The sequence below is a fragment of the Enterobacter sp. HNDS-6 genome (genome assembly GCF_039850505.1).
In the GTDB taxonomy this organism is placed as follows: Bacteria; Pseudomonadota; Gammaproteobacteria; order Enterobacterales; family Enterobacteriaceae; genus Enterobacter; species Enterobacter kobei.
Genome location: NZ_CP156673.1, coordinates 783,938 through 810,066, shown reverse-complemented (window position 1 = coordinate 810,066; position 26,129 = coordinate 783,938). Strand labels below are relative to the sequence as shown.

General features: G+C 56.5%; 24 protein-coding genes. 17 read left to right on the top strand and 7 right to left on the bottom strand.

The window, feature by feature from the left end:
• The first annotated feature begins 17 nt into the window (after positions 1 to 17).
• From recO to acpS, 3 genes are read left to right on the top strand one after another with little or no spacing between them, the layout of a single operon-like run.
• The gene (gene recO / locus ABFI50_RS03645) at positions 18 to 725 is read left to right on the top strand and encodes a DNA repair protein RecO (RefSeq protein ID WP_023331096.1); all 708 of its coding nucleotides are present in this window, start codon (positions 18 to 20) and stop codon (positions 723 to 725) included.
• 54 nt (positions 726 to 779) lie between these two features.
• The gene (gene pdxJ, locus ABFI50_RS03640; protein WP_023331095.1) at positions 780 to 1,511 is read left to right on the top strand and encodes a pyridoxine 5'-phosphate synthase; all 732 of its coding nucleotides are present in this window, start codon (positions 780 to 782) and stop codon (positions 1,509 to 1,511) included.
• On the top strand, positions 1,511 to 1,891 hold the full coding sequence (acpS, locus tag ABFI50_RS03635; protein ID WP_014884843.1) for a holo-ACP synthase: 381 nt from the start codon (positions 1,511 to 1,513) through the stop codon (positions 1,889 to 1,891). The genes pdxJ and acpS overlap by 1 nt, the downstream gene beginning before the upstream one ends.
• On the opposite strand, the gene ABFI50_RS03630 is transcribed toward acpS, so the two are convergent.
• Both ABFI50_RS03630 and ABFI50_RS03625 read right to left on the bottom strand, forming a co-directional pair.
• Positions 1,888 to 2,148 carry a YfhL family 4Fe-4S dicluster ferredoxin gene (locus ABFI50_RS03630; RefSeq protein ID WP_014884842.1) on the bottom strand — a complete coding sequence of 87 codons (261 nt, stop codon included), beginning with the start codon at positions 2,146 to 2,148 and terminating at the stop codon, positions 1,888 to 1,890. The genes acpS and ABFI50_RS03630 overlap by 4 nt on opposite strands.
• Positions 2,149 to 2,204: 56 nt before the next feature.
• Positions 2,205 to 3,053, bottom strand: a complete 849-nt coding sequence (locus tag ABFI50_RS03625; protein WP_014884841.1) for a MurR/RpiR family transcriptional regulator — start codon at positions 3,051 to 3,053, stop codon at positions 2,205 to 2,207.
• A 118-nt stretch (positions 3,054 to 3,171) separates the two neighbouring features.
• Here ABFI50_RS03625 and murQ point away from each other — a divergent pair, with 118 nt between their 5' ends.
• The 4 genes from murQ to tadA are packed head-to-tail and all read left to right on the top strand — an operon-like array spanning position 3,172 to position 6,641.
• Positions 3,172 to 4,065 carry an N-acetylmuramic acid 6-phosphate etherase gene (murQ, locus tag ABFI50_RS03620; RefSeq protein WP_063433625.1) on the top strand — a complete coding sequence of 298 codons (894 nt, stop codon included), beginning with the start codon at positions 3,172 to 3,174 and terminating at the stop codon, positions 4,063 to 4,065.
• An 11-nt stretch (positions 4,066 to 4,076) separates the two neighbouring features.
• Positions 4,077 to 5,438, top strand: a complete 1,362-nt coding sequence (locus ABFI50_RS03615; protein ID WP_014884839.1) for a PTS transporter subunit EIIC — start codon at positions 4,077 to 4,079, stop codon at positions 5,436 to 5,438.
• A 3-nt stretch (positions 5,439 to 5,441) separates the two neighbouring features.
• Positions 5,442 to 6,077, top strand: a complete 636-nt coding sequence (yfhb, locus tag ABFI50_RS03610; RefSeq protein WP_347485380.1) for a phosphatidylglycerophosphatase C — start codon at positions 5,442 to 5,444, stop codon at positions 6,075 to 6,077.
• Positions 6,078 to 6,101: 24 nt separating this feature from the next.
• A complete protein-coding gene (gene tadA / locus ABFI50_RS03605; protein ID WP_014884837.1) occupies positions 6,102 to 6,641 on the top strand; it encodes a tRNA adenosine(34) deaminase TadA in 540 nt (179 codons plus the stop codon).
• On the opposite strand, the gene mltF is transcribed toward tadA, so the two are convergent.
• Positions 6,529 to 8,079, bottom strand: coding sequence for a membrane-bound lytic murein transglycosylase MltF (gene mltF / locus ABFI50_RS03600; protein ID WP_014884836.1), 1,551 nt, complete (start codon positions 8,077 to 8,079; stop codon positions 6,529 to 6,531). The two genes, tadA and mltF, sit on opposite strands and share 113 nt — an antisense overlap.
• A 268-nt stretch (positions 8,080 to 8,347) precedes the next feature.
• Between mltF and purL the strand changes: the two genes are divergently transcribed.
• From purL to glnB, 5 genes are all read left to right on the top strand, one after another.
• Positions 8,348 to 12,235, top strand: coding sequence for a phosphoribosylformylglycinamidine synthase (gene purL / locus ABFI50_RS03595; RefSeq protein ID WP_023331091.1), 3,888 nt, complete (start codon positions 8,348 to 8,350; stop codon positions 12,233 to 12,235).
• A gap of 532 nt (positions 12,236 to 12,767) precedes the next feature.
• The gene (gene qseE / locus ABFI50_RS03590; RefSeq protein WP_014884834.1) at positions 12,768 to 14,195 is read left to right on the top strand and encodes a two component system sensor histidine kinase QseE/GlrK; all 1,428 of its coding nucleotides are present in this window, start codon (positions 12,768 to 12,770) and stop codon (positions 14,193 to 14,195) included.
• Position 14,196: 1 nt separating this feature from the next.
• On the top strand, positions 14,197 to 14,934 hold the full coding sequence (gene qseG / locus ABFI50_RS03585; RefSeq protein WP_023337635.1) for a two-component system QseEF-associated lipoprotein QseG: 738 nt from the start codon (positions 14,197 to 14,199) through the stop codon (positions 14,932 to 14,934).
• Positions 14,921 to 16,258, top strand: a complete 1,338-nt coding sequence (gene glrR, locus ABFI50_RS03580; protein WP_014884832.1) for a two-component system response regulator GlrR — start codon at positions 14,921 to 14,923, stop codon at positions 16,256 to 16,258. Before qseG ends, glrR begins: the two co-directional genes overlap by 14 nt.
• 65 nt (positions 16,259 to 16,323) lie before the next feature.
• On the top strand, positions 16,324 to 16,662 hold the full coding sequence (glnB, locus tag ABFI50_RS03575; protein WP_003860685.1) for a nitrogen regulatory protein P-II: 339 nt from the start codon (positions 16,324 to 16,326) through the stop codon (positions 16,660 to 16,662).
• Positions 16,663 to 16,745: 83 nt separating this feature from the next.
• Here glnB and hmpA read toward each other — a convergent pair whose 3' ends face one another.
• Positions 16,746 to 17,936, bottom strand: a complete 1,191-nt coding sequence (gene hmpA, locus ABFI50_RS03570; protein ID WP_063667015.1) for an NO-inducible flavohemoprotein — start codon at positions 17,934 to 17,936, stop codon at positions 16,746 to 16,748.
• 304 nt (positions 17,937 to 18,240) lie between these two features.
• Between hmpA and glyA the strand changes: the two genes are divergently transcribed.
• On the top strand, positions 18,241 to 19,494 hold the full coding sequence (gene glyA / locus ABFI50_RS03565) for a serine hydroxymethyltransferase (RefSeq protein ID WP_008502165.1): 1,254 nt from the start codon (positions 18,241 to 18,243) through the stop codon (positions 19,492 to 19,494).
• 54 nt (positions 19,495 to 19,548) lie between these two features.
• Here the strand turns inward: glyA and ABFI50_RS03560 are convergent, their stop codons facing one another.
• Positions 19,549 to 19,971, bottom strand: a complete 423-nt coding sequence (locus ABFI50_RS03560) for a DoxX family protein (protein ID WP_014884830.1) — start codon at positions 19,969 to 19,971, stop codon at positions 19,549 to 19,551.
• Between the two features lie 172 nt (positions 19,972 to 20,143).
• Between ABFI50_RS03560 and ABFI50_RS03555 the strand changes: the two genes are divergently transcribed.
• The gene (locus ABFI50_RS03555; protein WP_063667020.1) at positions 20,144 to 21,283 is read left to right on the top strand and encodes a 3-phenylpropionate MFS transporter; all 1,140 of its coding nucleotides are present in this window, start codon (positions 20,144 to 20,146) and stop codon (positions 21,281 to 21,283) included.
• Here the strand turns inward: ABFI50_RS03555 and csiE are convergent, their stop codons facing one another.
• The gene (gene csiE, locus ABFI50_RS03550) at positions 21,284 to 22,561 is read right to left on the bottom strand and encodes a stationary phase inducible protein CsiE (protein ID WP_023337632.1); all 1,278 of its coding nucleotides are present in this window, start codon (positions 22,559 to 22,561) and stop codon (positions 21,284 to 21,286) included.
• A gap of 125 nt (positions 22,562 to 22,686) precedes the next feature.
• Between csiE and ABFI50_RS03545 the strand changes: the two genes are divergently transcribed.
• Positions 22,687 to 23,325, top strand: coding sequence for a DUF1007 family protein (locus tag ABFI50_RS03545; protein WP_058691201.1), 639 nt, complete (start codon positions 22,687 to 22,689; stop codon positions 23,323 to 23,325).
• Positions 23,316 to 24,296 carry a nickel/cobalt transporter gene (locus ABFI50_RS03540; protein WP_014884827.1) on the top strand — a complete coding sequence of 327 codons (981 nt, stop codon included), beginning with the start codon at positions 23,316 to 23,318 and terminating at the stop codon, positions 24,294 to 24,296. The genes ABFI50_RS03545 and ABFI50_RS03540 overlap by 10 nt, the downstream gene beginning before the upstream one ends.
• Before the next feature lie 60 nt (positions 24,297 to 24,356).
• Here ABFI50_RS03540 and suhB read toward each other — a convergent pair whose 3' ends face one another.
• A complete protein-coding gene (gene suhB, locus ABFI50_RS03535) occupies positions 24,357 to 25,160 on the bottom strand; it encodes an inositol-1-monophosphatase (RefSeq protein WP_003860668.1) in 804 nt (267 codons plus the stop codon).
• Positions 25,161 to 25,291: 131 nt separating this feature from the next.
• Between suhB and trmJ the strand changes: the two genes are divergently transcribed.
• Positions 25,292 to 26,017, top strand: coding sequence for a tRNA (cytosine(32)/uridine(32)-2'-O)-methyltransferase TrmJ (gene trmJ / locus ABFI50_RS03530; RefSeq protein ID WP_008502159.1), 726 nt, complete (start codon positions 25,292 to 25,294; stop codon positions 26,015 to 26,017).
• Positions 26,018 to 26,129: the final 112 nt, after the last annotated feature.

Genomic DNA, 26,129 nt, shown 5'->3' with positions numbered 1-26,129 from the left:
CTAAGACGACGAGTATGATGGAAGGATGGCAGCGCGCCTTCGTCCTGCATAGTCGTCCCTGGAGCGAAACCAGCCTGATGCTGGACGTCTTCACGGAAGAGTCCGGTCGCGTGCGCCTTGTAGCGAAAGGCGCACGTTCCAAACGTTCTAATCTGAAAGGTGCCCTACAGCCTTTCACGCCGCTGCTGGTCCGCTTTGGTGGGCGAGGGGAAGTGAAAACCCTGCGCAGCGCTGAAGCCGTCTCCCTGGCGCTTCCTCTTTCTGGTATCACCCTGTACAGCGGTCTGTATGTCAATGAACTCATCTCACGGGTTCTTGAACATGAGACTCGCTTCTCTGAACTTTTCTTCGATTATCTGCACTGTATCCAGGCCCTCGCAGGGGCAACCGGCACGCCTGAACCTGCCTTGCGACGTTTTGAACTGGCGCTGCTGGGGCATCTGGGATACGGCGTCGATTTTCTGCATTGTGCGGGAAGCGGAGACGAGGTCGAAGACGCGATGACCTACCGCTATCGGGAAGAAAAAGGGTTTATCGCCAGTATCGTGATTGATAACAGTACCTTTACCGGGCGCCAGCTTCGGGCGCTTTATGCGCGCGAGTTTCCCGATCAGGACACCCTGCGCGCAGCAAAACGCTTTACCCGGATCGCCCTCAAGCCGTATCTTGGCGGCAAGCCCTTAAAGAGCCGCGAATTATTCAGGCAGTTTATGCCAAAACGTTAACGTTGCCCTCTCCCGGAGGGGGAAGGGAAATGAACCAAAATACCGAGGATTGTCATGGCTGAATTACTGTTAGGCGTCAATATTGATCACATTGCCACGCTGCGTAACGCACGCGGCACGGCTTATCCCGATCCGGTTCAGGCGGCATTTATCGCCGAACAGGCTGGCGCCGACGGCATTACCGTTCACCTGCGTGAAGACCGCCGCCACATCACCGACCGCGACGTGCGTATTCTGCGTCAGACGCTGGATACGCGCATGAATCTGGAGATGGCGGTCACGGAAGAGATGCTGGCCATTGCCTGCGAGACTCAACCCCATTTCTGCTGCCTGGTGCCGGAAAAACGTCAGGAAGTGACCACCGAAGGCGGTCTTGATGTGGCTGGGCAGATCGATAAAATGCGCGATGCCTGCAAACGTCTGGCGGATGCCGGTATCCTGGTTTCCCTGTTTATCGATGCCGACTTCGCGCAGATCAAAGCCGCTGCGGACGTTGGCGCGCCGTATATCGAAATTCACACTGGCTGCTATGCCGATGCCAAAAACGATGCTGAGCAAGCCAAAGAGCTGGAGCGTATTGCCAAAGCGGCCACCTACGCGGCGAGCCTGGGGCTGAAGGTTAACGCCGGACACGGCCTGACCTACCATAACGTTAAGGCTATCGCTGCCCTGCCGGAGATGCATGAGCTGAATATCGGTCATGCGATTATTGGTCGTGCGGTGATGAGCGGCCTGAAAGAGGCGGTCTCAGAAATGAAACGCCTGATGCTGGAAGCGCGTCAGTAATGGCCATTCTGGGCTTAGGCACTGATATCGTTGAGATAGCCCGCATAGAAGCGGTGATCGCCCGTAGCGGCGAGCGCCTGGCAAGACGCGTGCTCAGCGATAACGAATGGGCCATCTGGGAAGCGCATCAGCAGCCGGTGCGCTTTCTGGCAAAACGTTTTGCGGTAAAAGAGGCGGCAGCCAAAGCGTTCGGTACGGGCATTCGTAACGGCCTCGCGTTTAATCAGTTTGAAGTATTTAACGACGAACTGGGCAAGCCGCGCCTGCGGTTATGGGGCGAGGCGCAAAAGCTTGCGGAGAAACTGGGCGTGAATCACATGCATGTGACGCTCGCGGACGAACGTCACTACGCCTGCGCAACGGTGATTATTGAAAGCTAGAGTTTGTCCGCGTGGTGCAGCAAGACAAACTTATCCCACAGCTGCTCTTCACTCTCAACGTGTGCCGGATCCTTCAGGATGGTATTCGGGATCGGGCACACTTTCTGACAGGTCGGCGTTTCATAGTGGCCGACGCATTCGGTGCAGCGGTCGCTGTTAATCTCATAAATGCTGTCGCCCATCGAAATCGCCTGGTTCGGGCATTCCGGTTCGCACATATCGCAATTGATGCATTTTTTGGTAATTAACAGCGCCATCAGGAAATTCTCAGAAACATCACAAACAGGGCGGGCATTATACGCTCATTCCTTACTCAGACCAGTTTTTTTACCAGCTCTTCACTATGGCGAATGCGCTCTGGCGCCCGCTCTAAATCCTGCTGCACCAGCGCCATAAACAGCAGGTCCGTCAGCATCATTTGCGCACTGGTTGACGAGATCGCCGCGCTGCGCGTGGCCTGCTCTTCGGCAATGGTATACAGACAGCGCGTGGCCCGCTGTTGCAGGGCATTCGGGGTGAACCCGGTGATGGCGAGGATTTTGCCGCCGACGCGCAGCACTTCGTCCGTTGCCATGTTAATCTCGCGGCGCTCACCGGAATAGGAGATGGCCAGCAGCAGATCTTCAGGATCCATCGCCTGCACGGTCGCCAGCAGGGCGTGCATATCCTGCTCGACAATCGCGTTAAAACCGATTTTGGTCAGCTTCCAGCCAAAATTACGCGCCACCAGGCCGGATGCGCCAATACCGGTTAAAATAATACGCCGCGCCGCTCGCAGCATCGCCACGCTTTCCAGTAACTTCTCTTCGGTATTCACGTCGAGGGTGGCATGCATGGCCGCGACGTTCTCTTTAATCAGCTTTTCCCCGACCACACGCATTGGATCATCCCCGCGGATCTGGTTATGCACCGGCATAGATTGCGGGTTGGGATTACTCACCAGCGCTTCGCTAATTGCCAGCTTAAGGGCAGGGAAGCCTTTAAAACCGATCTTCTGGGCAAATTTCACCACGCTTGACTGACTTACCCCGGCTTCGCTTGCCAGCTGTTGCGAGCTGAGATGACGGGCGCGGTCAGGCTGAGAAAGCAGAAAGTCCGCCAGTTTTTTGTCGCTTTGAGCAAAGCCGGCGTAGCGCTGGCGAATGCGAATTAAACAGTTCATAAGTACTCCCGGCGGAAATGTGATTGTCTACGCAAATACGAATTTTGCTCGCCTGAATGAATTTTATATTCCATTATAGTGTGATTATTATGAATTAAAAATTCTTGAGGTACAAAAAATGAATCTTGGCTCACTTGTTTCTGAAACGCGTAACCCGCAAACCATGGATCTGGATGCGCTCTCTACTCTGGAGCTGGTTAACCGCTTTAATCAACAGGATACGCTGGTCGCGCAGGCAGTGAAAGAGACATTACCTGAGGTAGCGAAAGCGGTCGATGCGGCGGCGGAAGCCCTCAAAGCAGGTGGCCGCATTATCTACATGGGTGCCGGTACCAGCGGCCGTCTCGGCGTGCTGGACGCCTCCGAATGTCCGCCAACGTTTGGCGTGCCGCATGGGCTGGTGGTCGGGCTGATTGCGGGGGGGCCTGGTGCGCTGCTGAAAGCCGTTGAAGGGGCGGAAGATAACAAACAGCTGGGTGAGGATGACCTGAAGGCACTTACTCTGACGGCGAACGATCTGGTCGTCGGGCTGGCGGCATCCGGGCGCACGCCGTACGTCATTGGCGGTCTGGAATACGCCAACCAGACCGGCTGCACGACGGTCGCCATCTCCTGTAACCCCGGCTCTCCAATCGCTCAGGTGGCCGCCATCGCCATCTCCCCGGTTGTCGGGCCAGAAGCGCTCACCGGCTCCACGCGCCTGAAATCCGGTACCGCGCAAAAGCTGGTGCTCAATATGATCTCCACCGGTGCGATGGTGAAGTTCGGCAAGGTGTATCAGAACCTGATGGTGGATATGCAGGCCACTAACGTCAAGCTGGTGGACAGAGCCTGCCGTATGGTGATGGAGGCGACAGGCGCAGGCCGTGAAGAGGCAGAAGCGGTCCTCCAACAGACCGATCACGATGTTAAACCCGCCATATTGATGATCTTAAGTGGGCTGGATGCGGCGGCCGCGCGAGCCAGACTCGATGCGCATAATGGCTTCTTACGGGCGGCATTAGAAAACTAACAGAGGCGTGTATGGACAAAACAGCAGCGCTCGCCAGCGATATCCTGCGAGGGATCGGCGGAGAAGAGAATATTCAGCGTCTGGAAAACTGCATGACGCGCGTGCGCGTCGAGGTGCATAACGACGACCAGCTGGATGTGCCGGGCCTGAAGAAGCTTTCCGGTGTCAGCGGTTACGTGAAGCAGGGGCAGCAACACCAGCTGATCGTCGGGCCGGGGAAAGCGGCGCAGGTGGTTGATGCCATGCGCGCGCTGATGGGCGGCGGCGCGAGTGTGACGCTCGACGATGCTGCGCGCACCAAAGCGCAGGCGAAGGCGAAATACAAAGCCCCCATGAGCGACGCGCTACGACAGCTGGCAAATGTCTTTATCCCGCTGATCCCGGCGTTTATTGCTTCCGGCTTGATCACCGGGATTATCAATATTCTCAAGCGTCCGGATATCGTCGGGGACTTTGCCACCCAGTATCCGAACCTGTTGGGTATTCTGGGGATCTTCGGCAGCGCGGTGTTTGCCATTATGAACATTCTGGTCGGGGTGAATACCGCCAAAGTGTTTGGCGGTTCGCTGGCGATGGGGGGCGTGATGGCGGGCATTCTCTCCAGCCCGCAGCTGGCGCAAATTACGCTGTTTGGCGAGGCGCTCCAGCCTGGTCGCGGCGGGGTGATTGCCGTGCTGCTGGTGGTCATCCTGATGTGCTGGATTGAGAAAAGACTTCGCGCGGTATTGCCCGGCTCGATTGAACTCATCCTCAACCCCCTGCTGACCACGTTAATTACCGGTAGTGTGGCGATTGTGGTTCTTCAGCCATTAGGGGGATGGATCTCTGATGCCATCGCTCATGGCGCGTCTCTGGCCATTGACCGCGGCGGTTTGTTAGTGGGGGCGGTGCTGTCAGGCACCTTCCTGCCGCTGGTGCTGACCGGTCTGCATCAGGGACTGGTGCCGATCCACGTCGAACTGGTGCAGGCGCACGGTTACAACGCGCTGCTGCCTATACTCTCAATGGCGGGGGTGGGGCAGGTCGGTGCGGCGATTGCCGTACTGCTGAAAACCCGCAACGCACGCCTGAAAAAAGTGATTAAAGGCGCGCTTCCGGTTGGATTGCTCGGCATTGGCGAACCGCTGATTTTTGGCGTCACGTTGCCGCTGGGTAAACCGTTCCTGGCTGCCTGTCTGGGCGGCGCGGTCGGCGGGGCGCTCATTAGCTACTGGAAAGTTGCTACCGTCATTACGTTTGGTCTCTCCGGTTTGCCGCTGGCGTTAACTATCGTGACCGGAAAAGTGATGCTCTATCTGTTAGGCTATTCTGTAGCGGTGATCGCCGGGTTCCTGTTTACCTGGCTGTTAGGATTCAACGACCCAGAGGAGTAAGGTTTGGCAAATCACGAGCGTCGCGTTGTCTTTTTCGATCTGGATGGAACGCTGCATCAGCAGGATATGTTTGGTTCGTTTATGCGCTACCTGCTGCGGCGCCAGCCTCTGAATGCGCTGCTCGTCTTACCGCTGTTACCGGCGATCGGCATCGCGCTGCTGGTGAAAGGCCGGGCGGCGCGCTGGCCGATGAGCCTGCTGCTCTGGGGATGTACGTTTGGCCACAGCGAAGCGCGGCTCAAACAGCTCGAAAAGGAGTTTGCGCACTGGTTTCGCGGTCATGTCGCCGCGTTCCCGGTTGTACAGGCGCGCCTCACCAGTTACCTCGACGCCAACGATGCCGACATCTGGTTGATCACGGGCTCCCCGCAGACGCTGGTTGAACAGGTTTATTTTGATACGCCCTGGCTGCCGCGCGTGAATCTTATCGCCACACAAATTGCCCGTGGTTACGGCGGCTGGGTACTGAGTATGCGCTGCCTGGGGCATGAAAAAGTGGTGCAGCTGGAGAAACGCATCGGCACGCCGCTGCGTCTCTACAGCGGCTACAGCGACAGCAAACAGGACAACCCGCTGCTCTTTTTTTGCCAGCATCGCTGGCGCGTCACGCCCGCAGGCGAACTTCAGCAACTCGAATAGTCTTATCTATAGCGGGTGTGTATAATGCCGCCCGCTTTTAGACTGGAGTATCAACCGTTGTGCAACCCTGAACGCGATCATGAATACTGGATGCGCCATGCGCTTACGCTTGCCCAGCGCGCCTGGGACGAGGGAGAAGTGCCCGTGGGTGCCGTGCTTGTCCACAATAACCAGGTGATAGGGGAAGGGTGGAACCGCCCGATTGGCCGTCACGATCCGACTGCGCACGCTGAAATCATGGCCCTTCGTCAGGGCGGAATGGTGCTGCAAAACTATCGTCTGCTTGATACCACGCTGTATGTGACGCTTGAGCCGTGCGTGATGTGTTCTGGGGCGATGGTGCACAGCCGGATTGGTACGCTGGTCTTTGGCGCGCGGGATGAAAAAACCGGTGCGGCCGGTTCTCTGCTGGACGTGCTGGGTCATCCAGGGATGAATCACCAAGTGAAAACTATCGGTGGGGTACTTGCACCAGCGTGTTCGGCGCTATTAAGCGATTTCTTTCGAATGCGCCGTCAGCAGAAAAAGCAACAAAAGGCAGAATTGAAGTTGTCGGACGATTAAGCTCGTCCGGCGCCACAACCGGATAACTCTCAGCCAGCTGTCTTGCCTCTGTCGCCTCTTTTTCTTTCTCGAGCAGATAGCCGACCAGGCTAATCTGATACTTACGGATATTTTCCACGTAGGCGTAGGCTTCATGTCCGCGCGCGTAGCCGTAAGTCAGCTTGTTATACCACGGCTTCTGGCTTAGCAGCGGTAGACGTTGCTTTACGTCTGACCAGCTGTCCGGGTTACCTTTCGTTTTCGCGGTCAGCGCCCGCGCGTCAAGCATATGCGCGTAGCCCATATTGTAGGCTGCCAGCGCAAACCAGATCCGTTCCTCTTCCGGCACCGTTTCCGGCACTTTGGCCATCATATCCTGAAGATAGCGAGCCCCGCCGCTGATGCTCTGTTCCGCATCGGTACGGTCATTCACGCCCAGGCTCAGCGCGGTATTTTTGGTTAACATCATTAAGCCACGCACGCCGGTCGGTGAGGTGGCCTGGGTGTCCCAGTGGGACTCCTGATACGAAATAGCCGCCAGCAGTTTCCAGTCAATCTCCTGGGCGTATTTTTCGAATAATGGCTGCAGGTCTGGCAGGACGCTATCTACCGCGCGCAGGAAGCTGCGGGTGTCAACATAGTCAAAGTCATCACCGTGGCCGAGATACTTCTCCTCCAGGCGTGCCAGCGTGCCGTCTTCATTGATGGTGTTATAGAAATCGAGCATGGCCGCAGAAAGAGTCTGATCGTCATCGAGCTGACTAAACCAGGTCACCGGCTGCTCGTCGGTAACGTCGAGCGCTACGGCAATTTCAGGATGCACGCGCTGGAACAGACTGATCGCAACCGAATCGGCAATGGTGTAGGGCAGTTTCTGATCTTTTACCTGCTCCAGCAGCTCCGTTGTGCCCAGTTTCGGATCAACCTTCCAGCTCAGGTCGGGGTATTTCTTCTCTTTCAGCTCACGCAGATCCTCAATCACCACATGGCCGGGCGCAATGGTCAGCTGTTGATCGTTAATGGAGGCCAGCGTGCGTGGCCGCAGACTCCCGACGCGATAGACCAGCTGTTGCGAAACGGAGTAATAGGTCGGGCCCGGTTGATAGTTTTTGCTACGCTCACTGTTATAGACCAGACCGGCTGCCAGTATGTCGGCATCGTTGTTATCAAGGTCGTCGAACAGCTGGTTGATATTCTGGCGAACGGTAATTTTAAGCTTCACGCCAAGATAATCGGCGAACTGCTGCGCCAGTTCATAATCAAGGCCAATAATTTTGCCGTTAATGTCGCTGTAAATCAGCGGAGAGTTGAGCGTACTGACGCGCAGCTCCCCCCGCTCCTGAATGGCGGCGATACGGTTTTCGGCTTTGCCGAACCAGGGGATGGAAGGCCAGAGGGCCACTGCCAGCAGCAACGTAACAATGCCGATGAGCAGATAATTAATCTTTAATTTTTTCAATTAGTTAATTCTCTGCGACGCCGGTTGCCTCAGTATGCTGTAGCCATGTTTGATAATCAGGTTTGCCATTGAATGAGCGGCATTTTGCGTAAACTTGCGCCACTTGGCAACCAATTAGAGAGACAGGTCACATCTATTGCTAAATGTCTCCGCCAATTTTATTTCCACGCAAACGGTTTCGTCGGCGCTCAGGATTCTCTATAATGACGCCCGTTTTCCCCCCTTGCGCACACTGAAAGCGCCCCGGCGCTTCGAAGACGAGAGACTTATGATGGAAATTCTGCGTGGTTCGCCTGCACTGTCTGCCTTCCGTATTAACAAACTGCTGGCACGTTTTCAGGCGGCCGACCTTCCGGTAAGCAATATTTACGCTGAGTATGTCCATTTTGCTGACCTGAATGCCCCCCTGAATGCAGAGGAGCGCGTACAGCTGGAACGCCTGCTCAAGTATGGCCCAAATCTGAGTAGCCATACGCCAACCGGCAAACTGATCCTTGCGACGCCGCGTCCGGGCACCATCTCCCCCTGGTCTTCTAAAGCCACCGACATTGCCCACAACTGCGGCCTGAGCCAGATTAACCGTCTGGAGCGCGGCGTGGCCTACTACGTTGACGCCTCGACCCTGAGCGACGCGCAGTGGCAGGCGGTTGCCGCCGAGCTGCATGACCGCATGATGGAAAGCGTGTTTGCCTCTCTTGATGACGCACAGAAGCTCTTCTCCCACCATCAGCCTGCGCCGGTACAAAGCGTAGACCTGCTGGGGCAGGGCCGTCAGGCGCTGATTGACGCTAACCTGCGTCTCGGCCTGGCGCTGGCAGAAGACGAAATCGACTACCTGCAGGATGCGTTTGTTAAGCTGAACCGCAACCCGAACGACATCGAGCTCTACATGTTCGCGCAGGCCAACTCCGAGCACTGCCGCCATAAAATTTTCAACGCCGACTGGATTATTGACGGCGAACAGCAGCCTAAATCGCTGTTCAAAATGATCAAAAACACCATGGAGCAAACCCCCGACCACGTGCTGTCTGCCTATAAAGACAATGCCGCGGTGATGGAAGGCTCCGAGGTTGGGCGCTATTTTGCCGACCACGCTACCGGTCGTTACGACTTCCATCAGGAGCCTGCGCATATCCTGATGAAAGTGGAAACCCACAACCACCCGACGGCAATTTCCCCGTGGCCGGGTGCGGCCACCGGTTCAGGCGGTGAAATCCGTGATGAAGGTGCAACGGGACGTGGTGCGAAACCAAAAGCGGGCCTGGTTGGTTTCTCCGTCTCCAACCTGCGCATCCCGGGCTTTGAGCAGCCATGGGAAGAGGATTTCGGCAAGCCAGAGCGCATTGTGACCGCGCTGGATATCATGACCGACGGTCCACTGGGCGGCGCGGCATTCAACAACGAATTTGGCCGTCCGGCACTGAACGGCTACTTCCGTACCTATGAAGAGAAAGTGGACAGTCATAACGGCGAAGAGCTGCGTGGCTATCACAAACCGATCATGCTGGCGGGTGGGATCGGCAATATCCGTGCCGATCACGTCCAGAAAGGCGAGATCGTGGTTGGCGCGAAGCTGATCGTGCTGGGCGGCCCGGCGATGAACATCGGCCTGGGCGGCGGCGCGGCATCCTCCATGACCTCCGGTCAGTCAGATGCGGATCTCGACTTTGCTTCCGTTCAGCGCGACAACCCGGAAATGGAGCGTCGCTGCCAGGAAGTCATCGACCGCTGCTGGCAGCTGGGCGACGCGAACCCGATTCTCTTTATCCATGACGTGGGCGCGGGCGGTCTGTCTAACGCCATGCCGGAGCTGGTGAGCGATGGCGGACGCGGTGGCCGCTTCAACCTGCGCGATATCCTGAGCGATGAGCCAGGCATGAGCCCGCTGGAAATCTGGTGTAACGAATCCCAGGAACGTTATGTTCTGGCGGTTGCAGCGGATCAACTGCCGCTGTTTGACGAGCTGTGCCGCCGTGAGCGCGCGCCGTATGCCGTCATCGGCGAAGCGACCGAAGAGAAGCACCTGACCCTGAGCGACACCCATTTCGACAACCAGCCGATCGATCTGCCGCTGGACGTTCTGCTCGGTAAAACGCCGAAGATGACCCGCGACGTGCAAACGCGTAAAGCAGCGGGCAAAGCGCTGGATCGCCAGGGCATCACCGTTGCAGAAGCGGTCAACCGCGTGCTGCACCTGCCGGCGGTGGCAGAGAAAACCTTCCTGGTCACCATTGGCGACCGTACCGTAACCGGTATGGTCTCGCGCGATCAGATGGTCGGCCCGTGGCAGATCCCGGTCGCGAACTGTGCCGTAACCACCGCGAGTCTCGACAGCTACTACGGTGAAGCGATGGCCCTGGGCGAACGCACGCCTGTGGCGCTGCTGGACTTCGCCGCGTCCGCCCGCCTGGCTGTGGGTGAAGCGCTGACCAACATTGCCGCGACGCAGATTGGCGATATCAAACGTATCAAGCTCTCCGCTAACTGGATGGCCGCTGCCGGTCACCCTGGCGAGGATGCGGGCCTGTATGAAGCCGTGAAAGCGGTGGGCGAAGAGCTGTGTCCTGCGCTTGGGCTGACCATTCCGGTGGGCAAAGACTCCATGTCGATGAAAACCCGCTGGCAGGAAGGCAACGAGCAGCGCGAGATCACTTCTCCGCTGTCGCTGATCATCTCCGCCTTTGCGCGCGTGGAAGACGTACGTCACACCGTGACGCCGCAGCTTGCGACCGAAGACAACGCCCTGTTGCTGATTGACCTGGGTAAAGGTCACAACGCGCTGGGTGCCACGGCGCTGGCGCAGGTTTATCGTCAGCTGGGTGATACACCGGCCGATGTGCGTGACGTGGCCCAGTTAAAAGGCTTCTACGATGCAATTCAGGCGCTGGTCGCGCAGCGTAAGCTGCTGGCCTACCACGACCGCTCCGACGGCGGACTGCTGGTCACGCTGGCAGAGATGGCCTTCACCGGCCACTGTGGTGTGGAGGCGAATATTGCCTCTCTGGGTGAAGACCGCCTGGCAGCGCTGTTCAATGAAGAGCTGGGCGCGGTGATTCAGGTGCGTGCGGCAGACCGCGATGCGGTTGAAGCCATTCTTGCGCAGCACGGTCTGGCAGACTGCGTACATTATCTGGGTAAAGCCGTACAGGGCGACCGCTTTGTCATTGAAGCTGACGGTCATGCCGTCTTCAGCGAAAGCCGCACCACGCTGCGTATGTGGTGGGCGGAAACGACCTGGCAGATGCAGCGCCTGCGTGATAACCCGGAATGTGCCGATCAGGAGCATAACGCGAAGGCTAACGACAGCGATCCAGGCCTGAACGTGAAGCTCTCCTTCGACATCAACGAAGACATCGCCGCGCCGTACATTGCGACGGGTGCACGTCCGAAGGTGGCCGTGCTGCGCGAGCAGGGCGTTAACTCCCACGTTGAAATGGCGGCTGCCTTCCACCGTGCGGGCTTTGACGCCATCGACGTTCACATGAGCGATCTGCTGGCCGGGCGTACCGGTCTGGAAGATTTCCAGGCGCTGGTGGCCTGCGGTGGTTTCTCATACGGTGACGTACTGGGCGCCGGTGAAGGCTGGGCGAAGTCCATTCTGTTTAACAGCCGCGTGCGCGACGAGTTCGAAACCTTCTTCCACCGTCCGCAAACGCTGGCGCTGGGCGTGTGTAACGGTTGCCAGATGATGTCCAACCTGCGCGAGCTTATCCCGGGCAGCGAAGCCTGGCCGCGCTTTGTGCGTAACCAGTCTGACCGCTTTGAAGCGCGCTTCAGCCTGGTGGAAGTGACACAAAGCCCATCTCTGCTGCTGCAGGGCATGGTCGGATCACAGATGCCAATCGCCGTGTCCCACGGTGAAGGTCAGGTAGAAGTGCGTGATGCAGCACATCTGGCTCAGCTTGAAAGCAAAGGTCTGGTGGCGCTGCGCTTTGTCGATAACTTCGGCAAGGTCACCGAAACCTATCCGGCTAACCCGAACGGCTCGGTCAACGGTATTACGGCAGTCACCAGCGAAAGTGGTCGTGCAACCATTATGATGCCGCACCCGGAGCGCGTGTTCCGTACCGTGAGCAACTCCTGGCACCCGGAAAACTGGGGCGAGGACAGCCCGTGGATGCGTATCTTCCGCAATGCGCGTAAACAGTTGGGTTAAGATGTAAAGCAGGTACCTTCCAGGCCCGGTAAGCGTAGCGCACCGGGCTTTTTTATGTGTGTCGCAAAATTGCGACAAAGACGGTTTGCGACTGTCTCCAAAAGGAGACATTTAACTCATTGATTTATATATGGCAGAACAGGTTCCTGTTAAGGTGTTGCTTAATAGCGACACTTAGCCTGGAAATCATTCAAACGATAATGAACAGGTGAAGTTGGTAAAATGTTTATATATCAATGTGTTAATGTTTTGTTTTGCATTCTGGCACGGGTGTTGCATAATGTTAACCAGTGGCTCATTCACCTTCTTATGTCAGCCCCTTCGGGACGTGCTACATAAACTTCGAATGACGCACAAAAAGGTGCCTGCCGTCCAACTACTGATCATAGCGATGCTTTATCAGGCCAGGGCGAAACGTCGAGTTAGGCACCGCCTTATTCCACAACAAAGCCGGGTTTTTACCCGGCTTTGTTGTATCTGAAGGGCAGACTCAGTTACGCTCTGCGTAAACCCCCATGAAGAGAGTAATGCGTTGAAACGCTGGCCCGTTTTTCCCCGCTCCCTGCGACAGCTCGTGATGATGGCCTTCCTGCTAATCCTGCTGCCATTGCTGATCCTCGCCTGGCAGGCCTGGCAAAGCCTTAACGCGCTGAGCGCTCAGGCCGCACTGACTAACCGCACCACGCTTATCGACGCCAGACGCAGTGAAGCGATGACCAACGCCGCGCTGGAGATGGAGCGTAGCTATCGCCAGTACTGCGTGCTTGACGATCGGACGCTGGAAAAGGTTTACCAGAGTCAACGCAAGCGCTACAGCGAGATGCTGGACGCGCATGCGGGCGTGTTGCCCGACGACAAGCTGTATCAGGCATTGCGTCAGGATCTGAACGATCTTGCGCAGCTGCAATGCCACAATAGCGGGCCGGATGCCGCCGCCGCCGCGCGTCTTGAAGCGTTTGCTGCCGCCAACACCGAGATGGTGCAGTCAACCCGCACGGTCATTTTCTCTCGCGGTCAGCAGCTGCAGCAGGAGATAGCCGAACGCGGGCAGTTCTTCGGCTGGCAGGCACTGGTGCTTTTCCTGGTGAGTCTCGGGCTGGTTCTGCTCTTTACCCGTATGATCATCGGCCCGGTGAAGGGCATTCAGCGTATGATCAACCGTCTTGGAGAGGGGAAATCGCTCGGGGATTCGGTTTCCTTTAAAGGCCCGCGCGAGCTGCGCTCCGTTGGTCAGCGTATTATCTGGCTGTCTGAGCGTCTGGCGTGGCTGGAATCCCAGCGTCATCAGTTCTTGCGCCATATTTCCCATGAACTGAAAACGCCGCTCGCCAGCATGCGTGAAGGAACGGAGCTGCTGGCAGACGAGGTAGCAGGGCCGCTAACGCCAGAACAGAAAGAAATTGTTGAGATTCTGGATGCCAGCAGCCGCAACCTGCAAAAGCTGATTGAACAGCTGCTGGATTACAACCGCAAGCTGGCTGACGGGGCGGTCGTTCTTGAAGAGGTCGAGATTGCGCCGCTGGTGGATATGGTGATCTCCGCCCATAGCTTGCCAGCAAGAGCTAAAATGATGCATACCGGGGTGGAGTTGAGTGCGCCTGCCTGTCTCGCTGAACCGATGCTTTTAATGAGCGTTCTGGATAATCTTTACTCCAATGCGGTGCACTATGGTACTGAATCCGGTAACATTTATATCCGAAGTTATACGATGGGTTCCCGGGTGTTTATTGACGTCGCTAACACCGGCACCCCGATCCCTGATGACGAAAAAACCATGATCTTCGAACCCTTTTTCCAGGGGAGTCATCAGCGGAAGGGTGCGGTAAAAGGAAGTGGTCTGGGCTTAAGCATCGCCCGGGACTGCATACGACGCATGCAGGGTGAGCTAAACATTGCCACGGACGAACGTGCGGATGTTTGCTTCCGTATTGAACTGCCCCTGAGCCGGAAAAACCAATAAAATGAATCTAAGTCTGGTGAGTATGTCACACGTCTTTTTCCGCGCCGTACGTGCGGTGTTTTCCAGCAACACATTTCGCCTGGGTTTACCTTGTTTATTTCTGGCAGGGTGCGTTTCCCATGCGCCACAAAGTGCGATAAGCGGTAAACAAGAAGATAAATGGCCGGATAACCAGCTGGCGGATTTCCTCTCTACCCGCTGTGACGACATCTGGAATTTGTCAGGGCATGATGTCGAAAATAATCCGCTGTTCTGGCTGCGCGGAATAGATTGTGCCCAGCGTCTTGCGCCGGTGGACGCCCGTTCGAAAGCGGCGATGCTGGATGACGACACCTGGCAGGACGCTTTCAAGCGGGGAATTCTACTGGCCGATGCGAAAATCACCCCCGTCGAACGCCGGGCTAATGTGACCCGGCTGGATACCTTTACGATCGCGCTCCCGGTACAGGTACGACCGGTATACCAGCTCTGGCGGGATGGTCAGACCTTACAGCTTCAGCTGTCTGAAGAGCGTTCTCGCTACAGCAAGCTCCAGCAGTCCACCGACAGCGAACTTGATACGCTGCGTCAACAGCAACAGCATTTACGCACTCAGCTGGATACCACGACGCGCAAGCTGGAAAACCTGACCGATATCGAAAGACAGCTCTCGTCGCGCAAATATCAGCCTGGTAGCGCATCCGCAGCACCGGACAGCGACACGCAGAAACAAGAGGATGTGAAGCATGACGAGCCGTAAACCTGCCCATCTCTTACTGGTGGATGACGATCCCGGGCTGTTAAAGCTGCTGGGGATGCGTCTGGTGAGTGAAGGCTACAGCGTAGTGACTGCGGAAAGCGGACAGGAAGGGCTGAAAGTCCTTAGCCGCGAGAAAATTGATCTGGTCATCAGCGATCTGCGGATGGACGAAATGGACGGCCTGCAGCTGTTCGCGGAGATCCAGAAGCAGCAGCCGGGCATGCCGGTGATTATCCTGACGGCACACGGGTCAATTCCGGATGCCGTCGCCGCAACCCAGCAGGGCGTATTCAGCTTCCTCACCAAGCCGGTAGATAAAGACGCACTCTACAAAGCCATCGACAGCGCGCTGGAGCACGCGGCACCCTCTGGCGACGACGCGTGGCGTGAATCCATTGTAACCCGCAGCCCGATCATGCTACGTCTGCTTGAGCAGGCGCGGATGGTCGCCCAGTCCGACGTCAGCGTGCTGATTAACGGCCAGAGCGGAACAGGGAAAGAGATCCTGGCGCAGGCGATCCACAACGCCAGCCCGCGCAGCAAAAATGCCTTTATTGCCATTAACTGCGGCGCGCTTCCGGAACAATTGCTTGAGTCCGAACTGTTTGGTCATGCCCGTGGCGCCTTCACCGGCGCGGTAAGCAGCCGGGAAGGGCTGTTCCAGGCCGCGGAAGGCGGCACGCTGTTCCTCGACGAGATTGGTGACATGCCTGCGCCGCTACAGGTCAAACTGCTGCGCGTGCTTCAGGAGCGTAAAGTGCGCCCGCTGGGCAGCAACCGCGATATTGATATTAACGTACGAATTATTTCCGCCACCCACCGCGACTTACCAAAAGTGATGGCGCGCAACGAGTTTCGTGAAGACCTCTACTACCGTCTGAACGTGGTGAATCTCAAAATCCCGGCACTGGCGGAGCGTGCTGAAGATATTCCGCTGCTGGCGAATCACCTGTTGCGTCAGGCGGCTGATCGCCATAAACCGTTTGTCCGCGCGTTTTCCACCGATGCGATGAAACGGCTGATGGCGGCCAGCTGGCCGGGTAACGTTCGCCAGCTGGTAAACGTGATTGAGCAGTGTGTGGCGTTGACGTCATCGCCCGTTATCAGCGATGCGCTGGTGGAGCAGGCGCTGGAAGGGGAAAACACGGCCTTGCCGACGTTCGCCGAAGCGCGTAACCAGTTCGAGCTGAACTATCTGCGCAAGCTGCTGCAGATCACCAAAGGCAACGTGACCCACGCAGCGCGAATGGCCGGACGCAACCGCACCGAGTTTTACAAGCTGCTCTCACGCCACGAGCTGGAAGCAAACGATTTTAAAGAGTAATGCCGTATGGTACTGTGAGCAATCGATTACGAGGCAGCTTACAGGCAAGCGTTTAAGGACCCACCATGAAAAAGATTGATGCGATTATTAAACCTTTCAAACTGGATGATGTGCGTGAAGCGCTGGCGGAAGTCGGCATCACCGGGATGACCGTGACGGAAGTGAAAGGTTTTGGTCGTCAGAAAGGCCACACCGAGCTTTATCGTGGCGCAGAGTACATGGTCGATTTTCTGCCGAAAGTGAAAATTGAAATCGTGGTCAGCGATGACATCGTCGATACCTGCGTGGATACCATCATCCGCACGGCGCAGACGGGCAAAATTGGCGACGGTAAAATCTTCGTCTTTGACGTGGCGCGCGTGATCCGTATCCGTACCGGCGAAGAAGACGACGCCGCGATTTAACGATGCCAACGGTTTTGTAGGCCGGGTAAGGCGTAGCCGCCACCCGGCGAAAAAAAAGCCCCTCGTTCGAGGGGCTTTTTGCATTACAGCACTTTATGCGGGCCGAAACATTCGTAATGAATGTTGTCTTTATTCACACCCAGCGCCACCAGCTGCTTCGCGGCATATTGCATAAACGCCACCGGTCCGCAGACGTAGAACTGCATATCCGGCGCGCTGAACGCCCCTTCATGCTGGCTTAAATTCATCAACCCTTCGCTGTCAAAACGTGCGGCTGCGCGGTCTGCTTCCGTTGGCAGGCGATACCAGGTATGCGCAGTGAAGCGGGGCAGCGTCGCGCCCAGCGTTTTCACTTCGTCCGCAAAGGCATGCACATCGCCGTTCTCTGCGGCATGGAACCAGTTGACCTGTGCGCTGTGGTTTGCTTTCGCCAGCGTATCCAGCATCGCCAGCATTGGCGTTTGGCCGACACCAGCCGAGATCAGCGTTACCGGGGTAGTAGCGTCTACCGCCATGAAGAAGTCACCCGCCGGTGCGGCCAGGTGAACGACGTCACCCACGCTGGCTTCGTTATGCAGCCAGCTGGAAACCTGGCCGCCGTCCTCGCGTTTCACCGCAATACGATAGCCTTTGCCGTCGGGTTTGCGGGTCAGGGAATACTGGCGGATCTCCTGATGCGGAAAACCTTCAGGCTTCAGCCACACGCCGAGATATTGGCCTGGCTGATAATCCGCTACCGGCTGACCATCCACCGGTTCAAATTCAAAACTGGTGATCAATGCGCTGCGCGGTGTTTTCTCAACGATGCGGAAGGCGCGCGTGCCTTCCCAGCCGCCGTTCTTGCTGGCGTTTTCACTGTAGATCTGCGCTTCACGGTTGATGAAGACGTTTGCCAGCACGCCGTAGGCTTTACCCCAGGCGTCAAGTACCTCCTGGCCCGGGCTGAACATTTCGTCCAGCGTTGCCAGCAGGTGGCCGCCGACAATATTGTACTGCTCGGGTTTGATCTGGAAGCTGGTGTGCTTCTGCGCGATTTTTTCCACCGCAGGCAGTAATGCCGCCAGGTTTTCAATGTTGCTGGCGTAGGCCGCGATGGCGTTGAACAGGGCTTCACGCTGATCGCCATTACGCTGGTTACTCATGTTGAAAATCTCTTTCAACTCTGGGTTATGCGTGAACATGCGATCGTAAAAATGAGCGGTGAGTTTAGGACCGGTTTCCACCAGCAGGGGGATGGTGGCTTTAACGGTAGCGATGGTTTGAGCGTCGAGCATGAGCGCGTCCTTTTGATGTAACTTTAATGATGTATTTTAAATGCATCTTATAAAAAATACCCCTGCGTTGTAAATGGTTCTTTGCAAGATGAAAAATATGCATCACAAACCTGAAAAGAAATCCGTTGAAACAGGGGAGCGCTTTATTCCTCAAACCCTTGCGTGGCGTGAAGGAAAACGTTTGCGTAAAATCGTTTGTCAAGACCTGTTATCACAGAACTATTCAGTTATACTGTTGCCCGTCGTCCAACAGGACTGCCTTTTCAGGCCAAAATTTACTTGTTAGCTGAGTCAGGAGATGCGGATGTTAAAGCGTGAAATGAACATTGCCGATTATGATGCCGAACTGTGGCAGGCTATGGAGCAGGAAAAAGTACGTCAGGAAGAGCACATCGAACTGATCGCCTCCGAAAACTACACCAGCCCGCGCGTCATGCAGGCACAGGGTTCTCAGCTGACCAACAAATACGCTGAAGGTTATCCAGGCAAGCGCTACTACGGCGGTTGCGAGTACGTTGATATCGTTGAGCAGCTGGCAATCGACCGTGCGAAAGAACTCTTTGGCGCTGACTACGCGAACGTGCAGCCGCACTCCGGCTCTCAGGCTAACTTCGCCGTTTACACCGCGCTGCTGCAGCCGGGCGATACGGTGCTGGGTATGAACCTGGCGCAGGGCGGCCACCTGACTCACGGCTCCCCGGTGAACTTCTCCGGCAAACTGTACAACATCATCCCTTACGGTATCGATGAGTCCGGTAAAATTGACTACGAAGACATGGCGAAGCAGGCTAAAGAGCATAAACCGAAGATGATCATCGGTGGCTTCTCTGCTTACTCCGGTATCGTTGACTGGGCAAAAATGCGTGAAATCGCAGACAGCATCGGTGCTTACCTGTTCGTCGACATGGCGCACGTAGCGGGTCTGATTGCCGCTGGCGTTTACCCGAACCCGGTTCCGCACGCTCACGTTGTGACCACCACTACCCATAAAACCCTGGCGGGTCCACGCGGTGGCCTGATCCTGGCGAAAGGCGGTGACGAAGAGCTGTACAAAAAACTGAACTCTGCCGTGTTCCCAAGCGCGCAGGGCGGCCCGCTGATGCACGTTATCGCGGCAAAAGCGGTAGCGCTGAAAGAAGCGATGGAGCCAGAGTTCAAGGTTTATCAGCAGCAGGTTGCTAAGAACGCCAAAGCGATGGTGGAAGTGTTCCTGAACCGTGGCTATAAAGTGGTTTCTGGCGGTACTGAAAACCACCTGTTCCTGCTGGATCTGGTTGATAAGAACCTGACCGGTAAAGAAGCTGACGCTGCCCTGGGCCGCGCTAACATCACCGTGAACAAAAACAGCGTGCCAAACGATCCGAAGAGCCCGTTCGTGACGTCCGGTATCCGTATCGGTTCTCCGGCTGTGACGCGTCGCGGCTTTAAAGAAGCGGAAGTGAAAGAGCTGGCTGGCTGGATGTGTGACGTTCTGGACAACATCAATGACGAAGCGGTTATCGAGCGCGTCAAAGGTAAAGTTCTGGATATCTGCGCACGCTTCCCGGTATACGCATAATTCCTCTGCTCAGCAGAACGTTAAAAGGCCGCGCGTGCGGCCTTTTTTTATGGCTTAACGGCGGTCAAGGGATATTGCGCCTGGACCCACAATCGCCAGCAATATAAATGCGCCCGCAATACTGACATTCTTGTAGAAATTAATCATATTCGGTACGACCGCGTCACCGGTCATATTCCAGTAATGGTGACCAATCACCGCCGTGCCCAGCGTGTAGAACACAAACAGCACGGCAAGAGGGCGGGTGAAAAAGCCCAGTACGATCAGGATGGCGGCTGGCACCTCCATCACCACCGCAATAATGGCCGCCAGCATGGGCATCGGTGTCCCCAGCGAGGTCATATATTGTACGGTGCCGCTAAACCCCGTCAGTTTCGGATAACCAAAGATAATAAACAGGACGACAAGCGCGATACGGGCAATCAACAACAACAGATGGCGTGACTGACCAAAATCGAGATAACGTAGTGAGTTCATGGCAGAAAACCTCTGCAAGTGGAGTAATTTAAACGTAATACACATTTTCATTCCCTGCCATAAGCCTGACGACTGCACGATATGTTAATTTTTCGTTAATTTATAGCAGGCTATCTACTTGCTTAATTTTTCTATTCTCGCCAGACTATGGCCTCCATTTCGGGAGGGATTCATGGTCTTGCATTCCACGCGCTGGCTGGCGCTCAGCTATTTCACCTATTTCTTTAGCTACGGTATTTTTCTGCCATTCTGGAGCGTCTGGCTCAAGGGAATCGGCCTGACTCCAGAGACCATCGGCGTTCTGCTGGGGGCCGGACTGGTGGCGCGTTTTCTTGGCAGCCTGCTGATTGCCCCGCGCGTCAGCGATCCCTCTCTGCTGATCAAGGCTGTACGCATTCTCGCGCTGCTCACCCTGGTCTTTGTCGCCTGCTTCTGGGTAAGCCATCAGTTTGCCTGGCTGATGGTGGTGATGGTCGGCTTTAACCTGTTCTTCTCTCCGCTGGTTCCTCTGACGGATGCGCTGGCGAACACCTGGCAAAAGCAGATCACCATGGACTATGGCCGCGTGCGCCTGTGGGGCTCTATTGCTTTTGTTATCGGTTCCGCGCTGGTGGGGAAACTGGTCAGCCTTTACGACTACCGTGCGATTCTGGCTCTGCTGAGCATCGGGATAGCGTCGATGCTGCTGGGAATGCTGTTACGTCCATCCGTGATGCCGCAGGGAGAAAATCGCCAACAGGAGAGCGCGGGCTGGCCAGCCTGGCGGAGCCTGGTCGCACAGAGCTGGCGCTTTCTGGCGTGCGTCTGTCTGCTTCAGGGGGCGCATGCGGCGTACTATGGCTTCAGCGCTATCTACTGGCAGGGGGCGGGCTACTCTGCCTCTGCGGTTGGTTATCTCTGGTCGCTGGGCGTGGTGGCCGAAGTCATTATTTTCGCCCTGAGCAAAAAGCTGTTCCGCCGTTTTGGCGCGCGCGATCTGCTGCTGCTTTCGGCGATTTGCGGCGTGGCACGCTGGGGTATTATGGGCTGGACGACGGATCTGCCATGGCTGATCGTGGCGCAAATTCTGCACTGCGGCACCTTCACCGTATGTCACCTGGCGGCGATGCGCTATATCGCTGCGCGTGAGGGCGGGGACGTGATTCGTCTGCAGTCGGTCTATTCCGCGGTAGCAATGGGCGGCAGTATTGCGGTGATGACGGTCTTTGCCGGTTTCCTGTATCAACACCTCGGGCACGGCGTCTTCTGGGTAATGGCGCTGGTGGCGCTACCGGCGATGTTTGTTCGACCAAAAGTGGCCGCACGCGCGTAACTACGACTCCAGCATCGCGCGAATATGCTCTTGCTGCTGCGCATTCAGTGATTCAACCGCGTGGATCAACGGCGGCGAGAACAGCGGCAGGGCAACAGGATAGGGGGTGACCACCAGCGCGGCTTCGCGCGGCGCGCCCTCTTTCTGAAAAGCCTGCAACGTCAGATAGCGAATATTGAGCGGCAGCAGCGTCAACTCGCGCAGCTGCTGTTCAATCAGCTCCTCACAGGATTTATCTTCCCCGGTCAACAGCACCACCTGCTTTTCATGGAGATCGGACTCCTGCATCAGCCAGGCGCCGAAAATCACCGCGACCAGGCTCATCTCTTCATCGGAAAAACGCAGGCCAAACTCCGCTTCCAGCTCAAACAACGCCTCTTTCGTGGTGCGTAACAGCCGGGGATAGAGACGATGGATCTCCTCTGGCAGGCTGTTGTCGATGCCAATTTCAAACAGGGAACGGTCCAGCGCCTGAGACAGATGGATATACAGCTGATCGGTCAGTCCTTGCTCGTCGCTGAAGTTCATCCCGGTCTGCGAGCGAAAACGGGCCACCATGCGCACGATGGCGCGACGCAAACGCTCATCCTGCTGGTGCTTATCCAGCACCGGATCGGGCGTGCGGAGCATCATAAACAGCAGCGCCAGAAACAACTGCTCATCCACATGCGCGCCCTGAGGAACGCGCCGCTTCCAGTGACGGACGATCTCCTGCGCCGTAAAATACTCTCCCCGCGACTGCGTCCAGCTGCGCTGGGCATGGGAAAATTGTGGCGTATTCCCCAGGTGGTGCTGGATAAGGCAATACTGTAAGTAGAGCTGTAAGAACTGGATGTCGCGACACTCAAACTGCCGCTGCAGCTTGCGCGAGCAGAAGTTGATTAACGCCCGCAGGTTAGCATCGTCGTAAAGTGGCCGCGCGATGCCGTGTTGTTTAAGCGCGGTTTTTAACGCTGGCGTAAACTGGTGCGAGACAAACTGCGGGCAAAGGCGGAGCGCCCTGCGCAGCCAGTGCAGCAGGCATAAACGCTGGTTCAGGGCAGTGCCTTCAATCCGGTAGCTGCCGTCGTGGTGCGTGACGATATCCAGCCGGTGATAGCGCTGGATTTCATCGCGCGTCTCGGCTATATCTTGCCGTGCCAGGACGTCGTCCACGCCGTTGGCTGCGATTATGCTCTGTGCGGTGACGGCAGCATCGGGCAGGTAAAGCATTAAAAGCACCTGGCAACGGCGCTGCGAACTGGAAAGCACAGATGGAATTTCAAGCGTCGTCATCATCTGTCGGGTATCCAGTGTGAATGTTTGATAAGAATAGCTAAAGGATGGGGGCTGAAAAGCGCACCGGCAGGCCTTTCACTCAGGATTGCTGGAGAACATCACAGAATTTTTGACGTGAGGAATTGATGCAGACAGTTAAACACAGTGCGATGGCGTTATTTTTGGCGGTTATCTCCTTCACCACCAGCGCGCACCCTCACAGTTTTATCAGCCTGAAAACCGAACTGGTCACCGACGGCACGCAGTTAAGTGGCCTGAAGATGCGCTGGACGATGGATGAAATCACCTCGGCTGACCTGCTTTATGATGCGGGAAATGCGAAGCCCGGCGATGAAATCTGGAAAAAGCTGGCGGCGGAAGTGATGGCTAACGTGCTGGGTCAGCACTACTTCACCGAGTTCTGGCATAACGGCCAGAAGGTGAAGTTTCTTAACCGACCCACGGAGTATGGTATGTCACGCGACGGGCATCAGGCGGTGCTGACGTTCGTCCTTCCGCTGGCGCACCCGCAGCCGCTGGCAGGGCAAAAATATACTTTTTCCACTTTTGACCCAACCTACTACGTCGACATGCACTACGCCGACGAGAGCGATGTACAGCTTCCGGCCTCGTTGCAGAAAACCTGCAAAATGGCGGTTCACACCCCGAATCCCAGCGAAGAGACGCTGAACTTTGCCGTCTCTCTTGATAAAGAAGATGCGCCACCGGAGGACATGGAGTTGGGTAAACAGTTCGCGCAGGAGGTGACGTTACAATGTCAGTGATCGCTTCTCCGTCCCGCAAATCTCGCCGCTGGCTTCATCTTTGGCCGCTGGCGCTTTTTATACTGTTAGCTATTGGCGGTTCGCTCTGGCTGTGGCAGGCCTGGCCGCAGGTGATGATGAAAAGCATCATCTGGCAACGCGAGGTGAACCAGCAGATGAGTGGTTTACTGAAAGCGGTGGCGGAGAACCCAACGAAAGCGGGCGGTTCCCTGCTGGCGTTCAGCTTTATCTACGGGGTGCTGCATGCGCTGGGGCCTGGGCATGGCAAAATCGTTATCACCACCTGGCTTGCGACCCATCCGTCGAAGCTGAAATCGAGCATGGGTCTTACGCTGGCCTCCTCGCTGCTTCAGGGGGGCGTGGCGATTGGGCTGGTTGTCGTGGTGCTTTCACTTCTTCAGCTTCCAGCCCGGCAGCTGCACATGAGTAGCTTCTGGCTGGAAAAGGGGAGCTATGCGCTGGTGGGCGTGTTGGGGCTGATCCTCTGCTGGCGAGCACTGAAAAAACTGCGCGCGCTGCTGCAAAAACCGCAATTCAGGACTTTTACGCCGCATCACGTTCACGATGAAAACTGTGGCTGCGGACATCAGCATCTGCCGACGCAGGAACAGCTACAGAACGGTGATGACTGGCGTGCGCGGCTGATGATTGTGCTCTCGATGGGGATGCGCCCGTGCTCGGGGGCAATCATGGTGTTGTTGTTCAGCAAGGTGATTGGCGTGTTTGGCTGGGGAATGCTTTCTGCGCTGGCGATGGCGGCTGGAACGTCACTGACGATTTCTTCGCTGGCGTTGCTGGTGCACAGCTTCCGTCAGCTGGCGGTTAAACTCAGCGGCAATAAAACGCCGGTGCTGTGGCGACAGGTCGGATGGACAACGCTCGCGCTGGCGGGCGGGGTGATTCTGCTGGTGGCGGCGGTGACGATGTGGATGAGCGCGGTGCCGGTGGGAAGGGGATTGCGGCCTTTCTGACGTACCTGAGGGATTTTGTAGGCCCGGTAAGCGTAGCGCCACCGGGCATAATACGCTCGATTAACGCTTCAGCGCGTCGCTCAGTTCATCACGCATGTTTGCCAGCATGGCTTTAACGACACGTGGGTTACCTGCAACGATGTTGCCGGTAGACATATAGTTATGGCCGCCGGTGAAATCACACACGATGGCACCTGCTTCACGTGCGATCAGCTCGCCCGCGGCAAAATCCCATGGCTTCAGAGACAGCTCGAAGTATCCGTCAACGCGGCCGGTCGCCACGTAAGCCAGATCCAGCGCAGCAGAACCGGTGCGACGGAAGTCCGCGCATTCGGTGAACAGTTTGCCCAGGATATTCATGTAGGTGGTTGCGTGCTGTTTCGCCTTGAACGGGAAACCGGTCGCCAGGATGGTGCCGTCCAGATCGCGAGCGTTGCTGCAGCGCAGACGGTAGCCGTTCAGCTGTGCGCCCTGACCGCGGGTAGCGGTGAACAGTTCGTTACGCATTGGATCGTACACAACAGCGACTTCAGTACGGCCTTTGATGCGTACGGCGATAGACACAGAGAAGTGTGGCAGGCGTTTAACGAAGTTGGTGGTGCCATCCAGTGGATCGATAACCCATTGAACATCCTGATCGGTACCTTCATGTTCACCGCTTTCTTCGGTGATGATGGTGTGCTGCGGGTAAGATTTGCGGATCGTTTCGATAATAATCGCTTCTGCGGCTTTATCGACATTCGTCACGAAATCATTGCTGCCTTTCTGGCTGGTTTCTACGGAGTCTGGCGTTTCGTAGTGTTTGGCAATTACATTACCCGCCTTGCGCGCTGCGCGCACGGCGATGGTCAGCATCGGATGCATCGGTCTCTCTCACTGGATGTTAAAGAACAGGAAAATCGGCGCAGAGTATAGCAGCGGGATCGGATTATGTCTCTCGTTTATGATAATATGCCCGAATATTCTTCAGACGCTGAATTCAGACACTAAAAATTATGCTGCAAAATATTCGAATCGTGCTGGTCGAAACATCGCACACCGGCAACATGGGCTCCGTTGCCCGCGCTATGAAAACCATGGGCTTAACGAACCTGTGGCTGGTTAACCCGCTGGTGAAGCCAGACTCACAGGCCATCGCCCTGGCCGCCGGAGCCAGCGACGTGATTGGCAACGCGCAGATCGTCGATACCCTCGACGAAGCGCTGGCAGGCTGCAGCCTGGTGGTCGGCACCAGCGCTCGCTCCCGCACATTGCCGTGGCCGATGCTGGACCCGCGCGAATGTGGTCTGAAGAGTGTCTCTGAGGCAGAGCAGGCGCCGGTTGCGCTGGTGTTTGGCCGTGAACGCGTTGGCCTGACCAACGATGAACTGCAGAAATGCCACTACCATGTGGCGATTGCCGCTAACCCGGAATACAGCTCGCTGAACCTGGCGATGGCAGTGCAGGTGATCGCCTACGAAGTGCGTATGGCGTGGCTGGCGACGCAGGAGAAAGAGGTAGAGCCTAAAGAAGAGACGGCCTACCCGCTGGTGGATGACCTGGAGCGTTTCTATGGTCACCTGGAGCAGACGCTGCTTTCGACCGGCTTTATTCGTGAAGGCCATCCAGGCCAGGTGATGAACAAGCTGCGTCGTTTGTTCACCCGCGCGCGCCCGGAAAGCCAGGAGCTGAACATCCTGCGCGGCATTCTGGCGTCGATTGAGCAAAAGAATAAGGAGTAGTGTCGTCTGTTCGCCGGGTGGCGCTTCGCTTACCCGACCTACCACGCATTCTCCCTCTCCCCGTGGGAGAGGGCTGGGGTGAGGGCATCAGGCAGCACCCTTGTGATACGAC

Coding starts and splice junctions, on each gene's coding strand:
- suhB (WP_003860668.1), bottom strand. CDS start 25,160: ATGCATCCGATGCTGACCATCGCCGTGCGCGCAGCGCGCAAGGCGGGT.
- hmpA (WP_063667015.1), bottom strand. CDS start 17,936: ATGCTCGACGCTCAAACCATCGCTACCGTTAAAGCCACCATCCCCCTG.
- glnB (WP_003860685.1), top strand. CDS start 16,324: ATGAAAAAGATTGATGCGATTATTAAACCTTTCAAACTGGATGATGTG.
- trmJ (WP_008502159.1), top strand. CDS start 25,292: ATGCTGCAAAATATTCGAATCGTGCTGGTCGAAACATCGCACACCGGC.
- ABFI50_RS03555 (WP_063667020.1), top strand. CDS start 20,144: ATGGTCTTGCATTCCACGCGCTGGCTGGCGCTCAGCTATTTCACCTAT.
- ABFI50_RS03560 (WP_014884830.1), bottom strand. CDS start 19,971: ATGAACTCACTACGTTATCTCGATTTTGGTCAGTCACGCCATCTGTTG.
- ABFI50_RS03540 (WP_014884827.1), top strand. CDS start 23,316: ATGTCAGTGATCGCTTCTCCGTCCCGCAAATCTCGCCGCTGGCTTCAT.
- ABFI50_RS03625 (WP_014884841.1), bottom strand. CDS start 3,053: ATGAACTGTTTAATTCGCATTCGCCAGCGCTACGCCGGCTTTGCTCAA.
- glyA (WP_008502165.1), top strand. CDS start 18,241: ATGTTAAAGCGTGAAATGAACATTGCCGATTATGATGCCGAACTGTGG.
- purL (WP_023331091.1), top strand. CDS start 8,348: ATGATGGAAATTCTGCGTGGTTCGCCTGCACTGTCTGCCTTCCGTATT.
- glrR (WP_014884832.1), top strand. CDS start 14,921: ATGACGAGCCGTAAACCTGCCCATCTCTTACTGGTGGATGACGATCCC.
- ABFI50_RS03630 (WP_014884842.1), bottom strand. CDS start 2,148: ATGGCGCTGTTAATTACCAAAAAATGCATCAATTGCGATATGTGCGAA.
- ABFI50_RS03615 (WP_014884839.1), top strand. CDS start 4,077: ATGGACAAAACAGCAGCGCTCGCCAGCGATATCCTGCGAGGGATCGGC.
- recO (WP_023331096.1), top strand. CDS start 18: ATGGAAGGATGGCAGCGCGCCTTCGTCCTGCATAGTCGTCCCTGGAGC.
- murQ (WP_063433625.1), top strand. CDS start 3,172: ATGAATCTTGGCTCACTTGTTTCTGAAACGCGTAACCCGCAAACCATG.
- ABFI50_RS03545 (WP_058691201.1), top strand. CDS start 22,687: ATGCAGACAGTTAAACACAGTGCGATGGCGTTATTTTTGGCGGTTATC.
- csiE (WP_023337632.1), bottom strand. CDS start 22,561: ATGATGACGACGCTTGAAATTCCATCTGTGCTTTCCAGTTCGCAGCGC.
- acpS (WP_014884843.1), top strand. CDS start 1,511: ATGGCCATTCTGGGCTTAGGCACTGATATCGTTGAGATAGCCCGCATA.
- pdxJ (WP_023331095.1), top strand. CDS start 780: ATGGCTGAATTACTGTTAGGCGTCAATATTGATCACATTGCCACGCTG.
- tadA (WP_014884837.1), top strand. CDS start 6,102: ATGCCGCCCGCTTTTAGACTGGAGTATCAACCGTTGTGCAACCCTGAA.
- qseG (WP_023337635.1), top strand. CDS start 14,197: ATGAATCTAAGTCTGGTGAGTATGTCACACGTCTTTTTCCGCGCCGTA.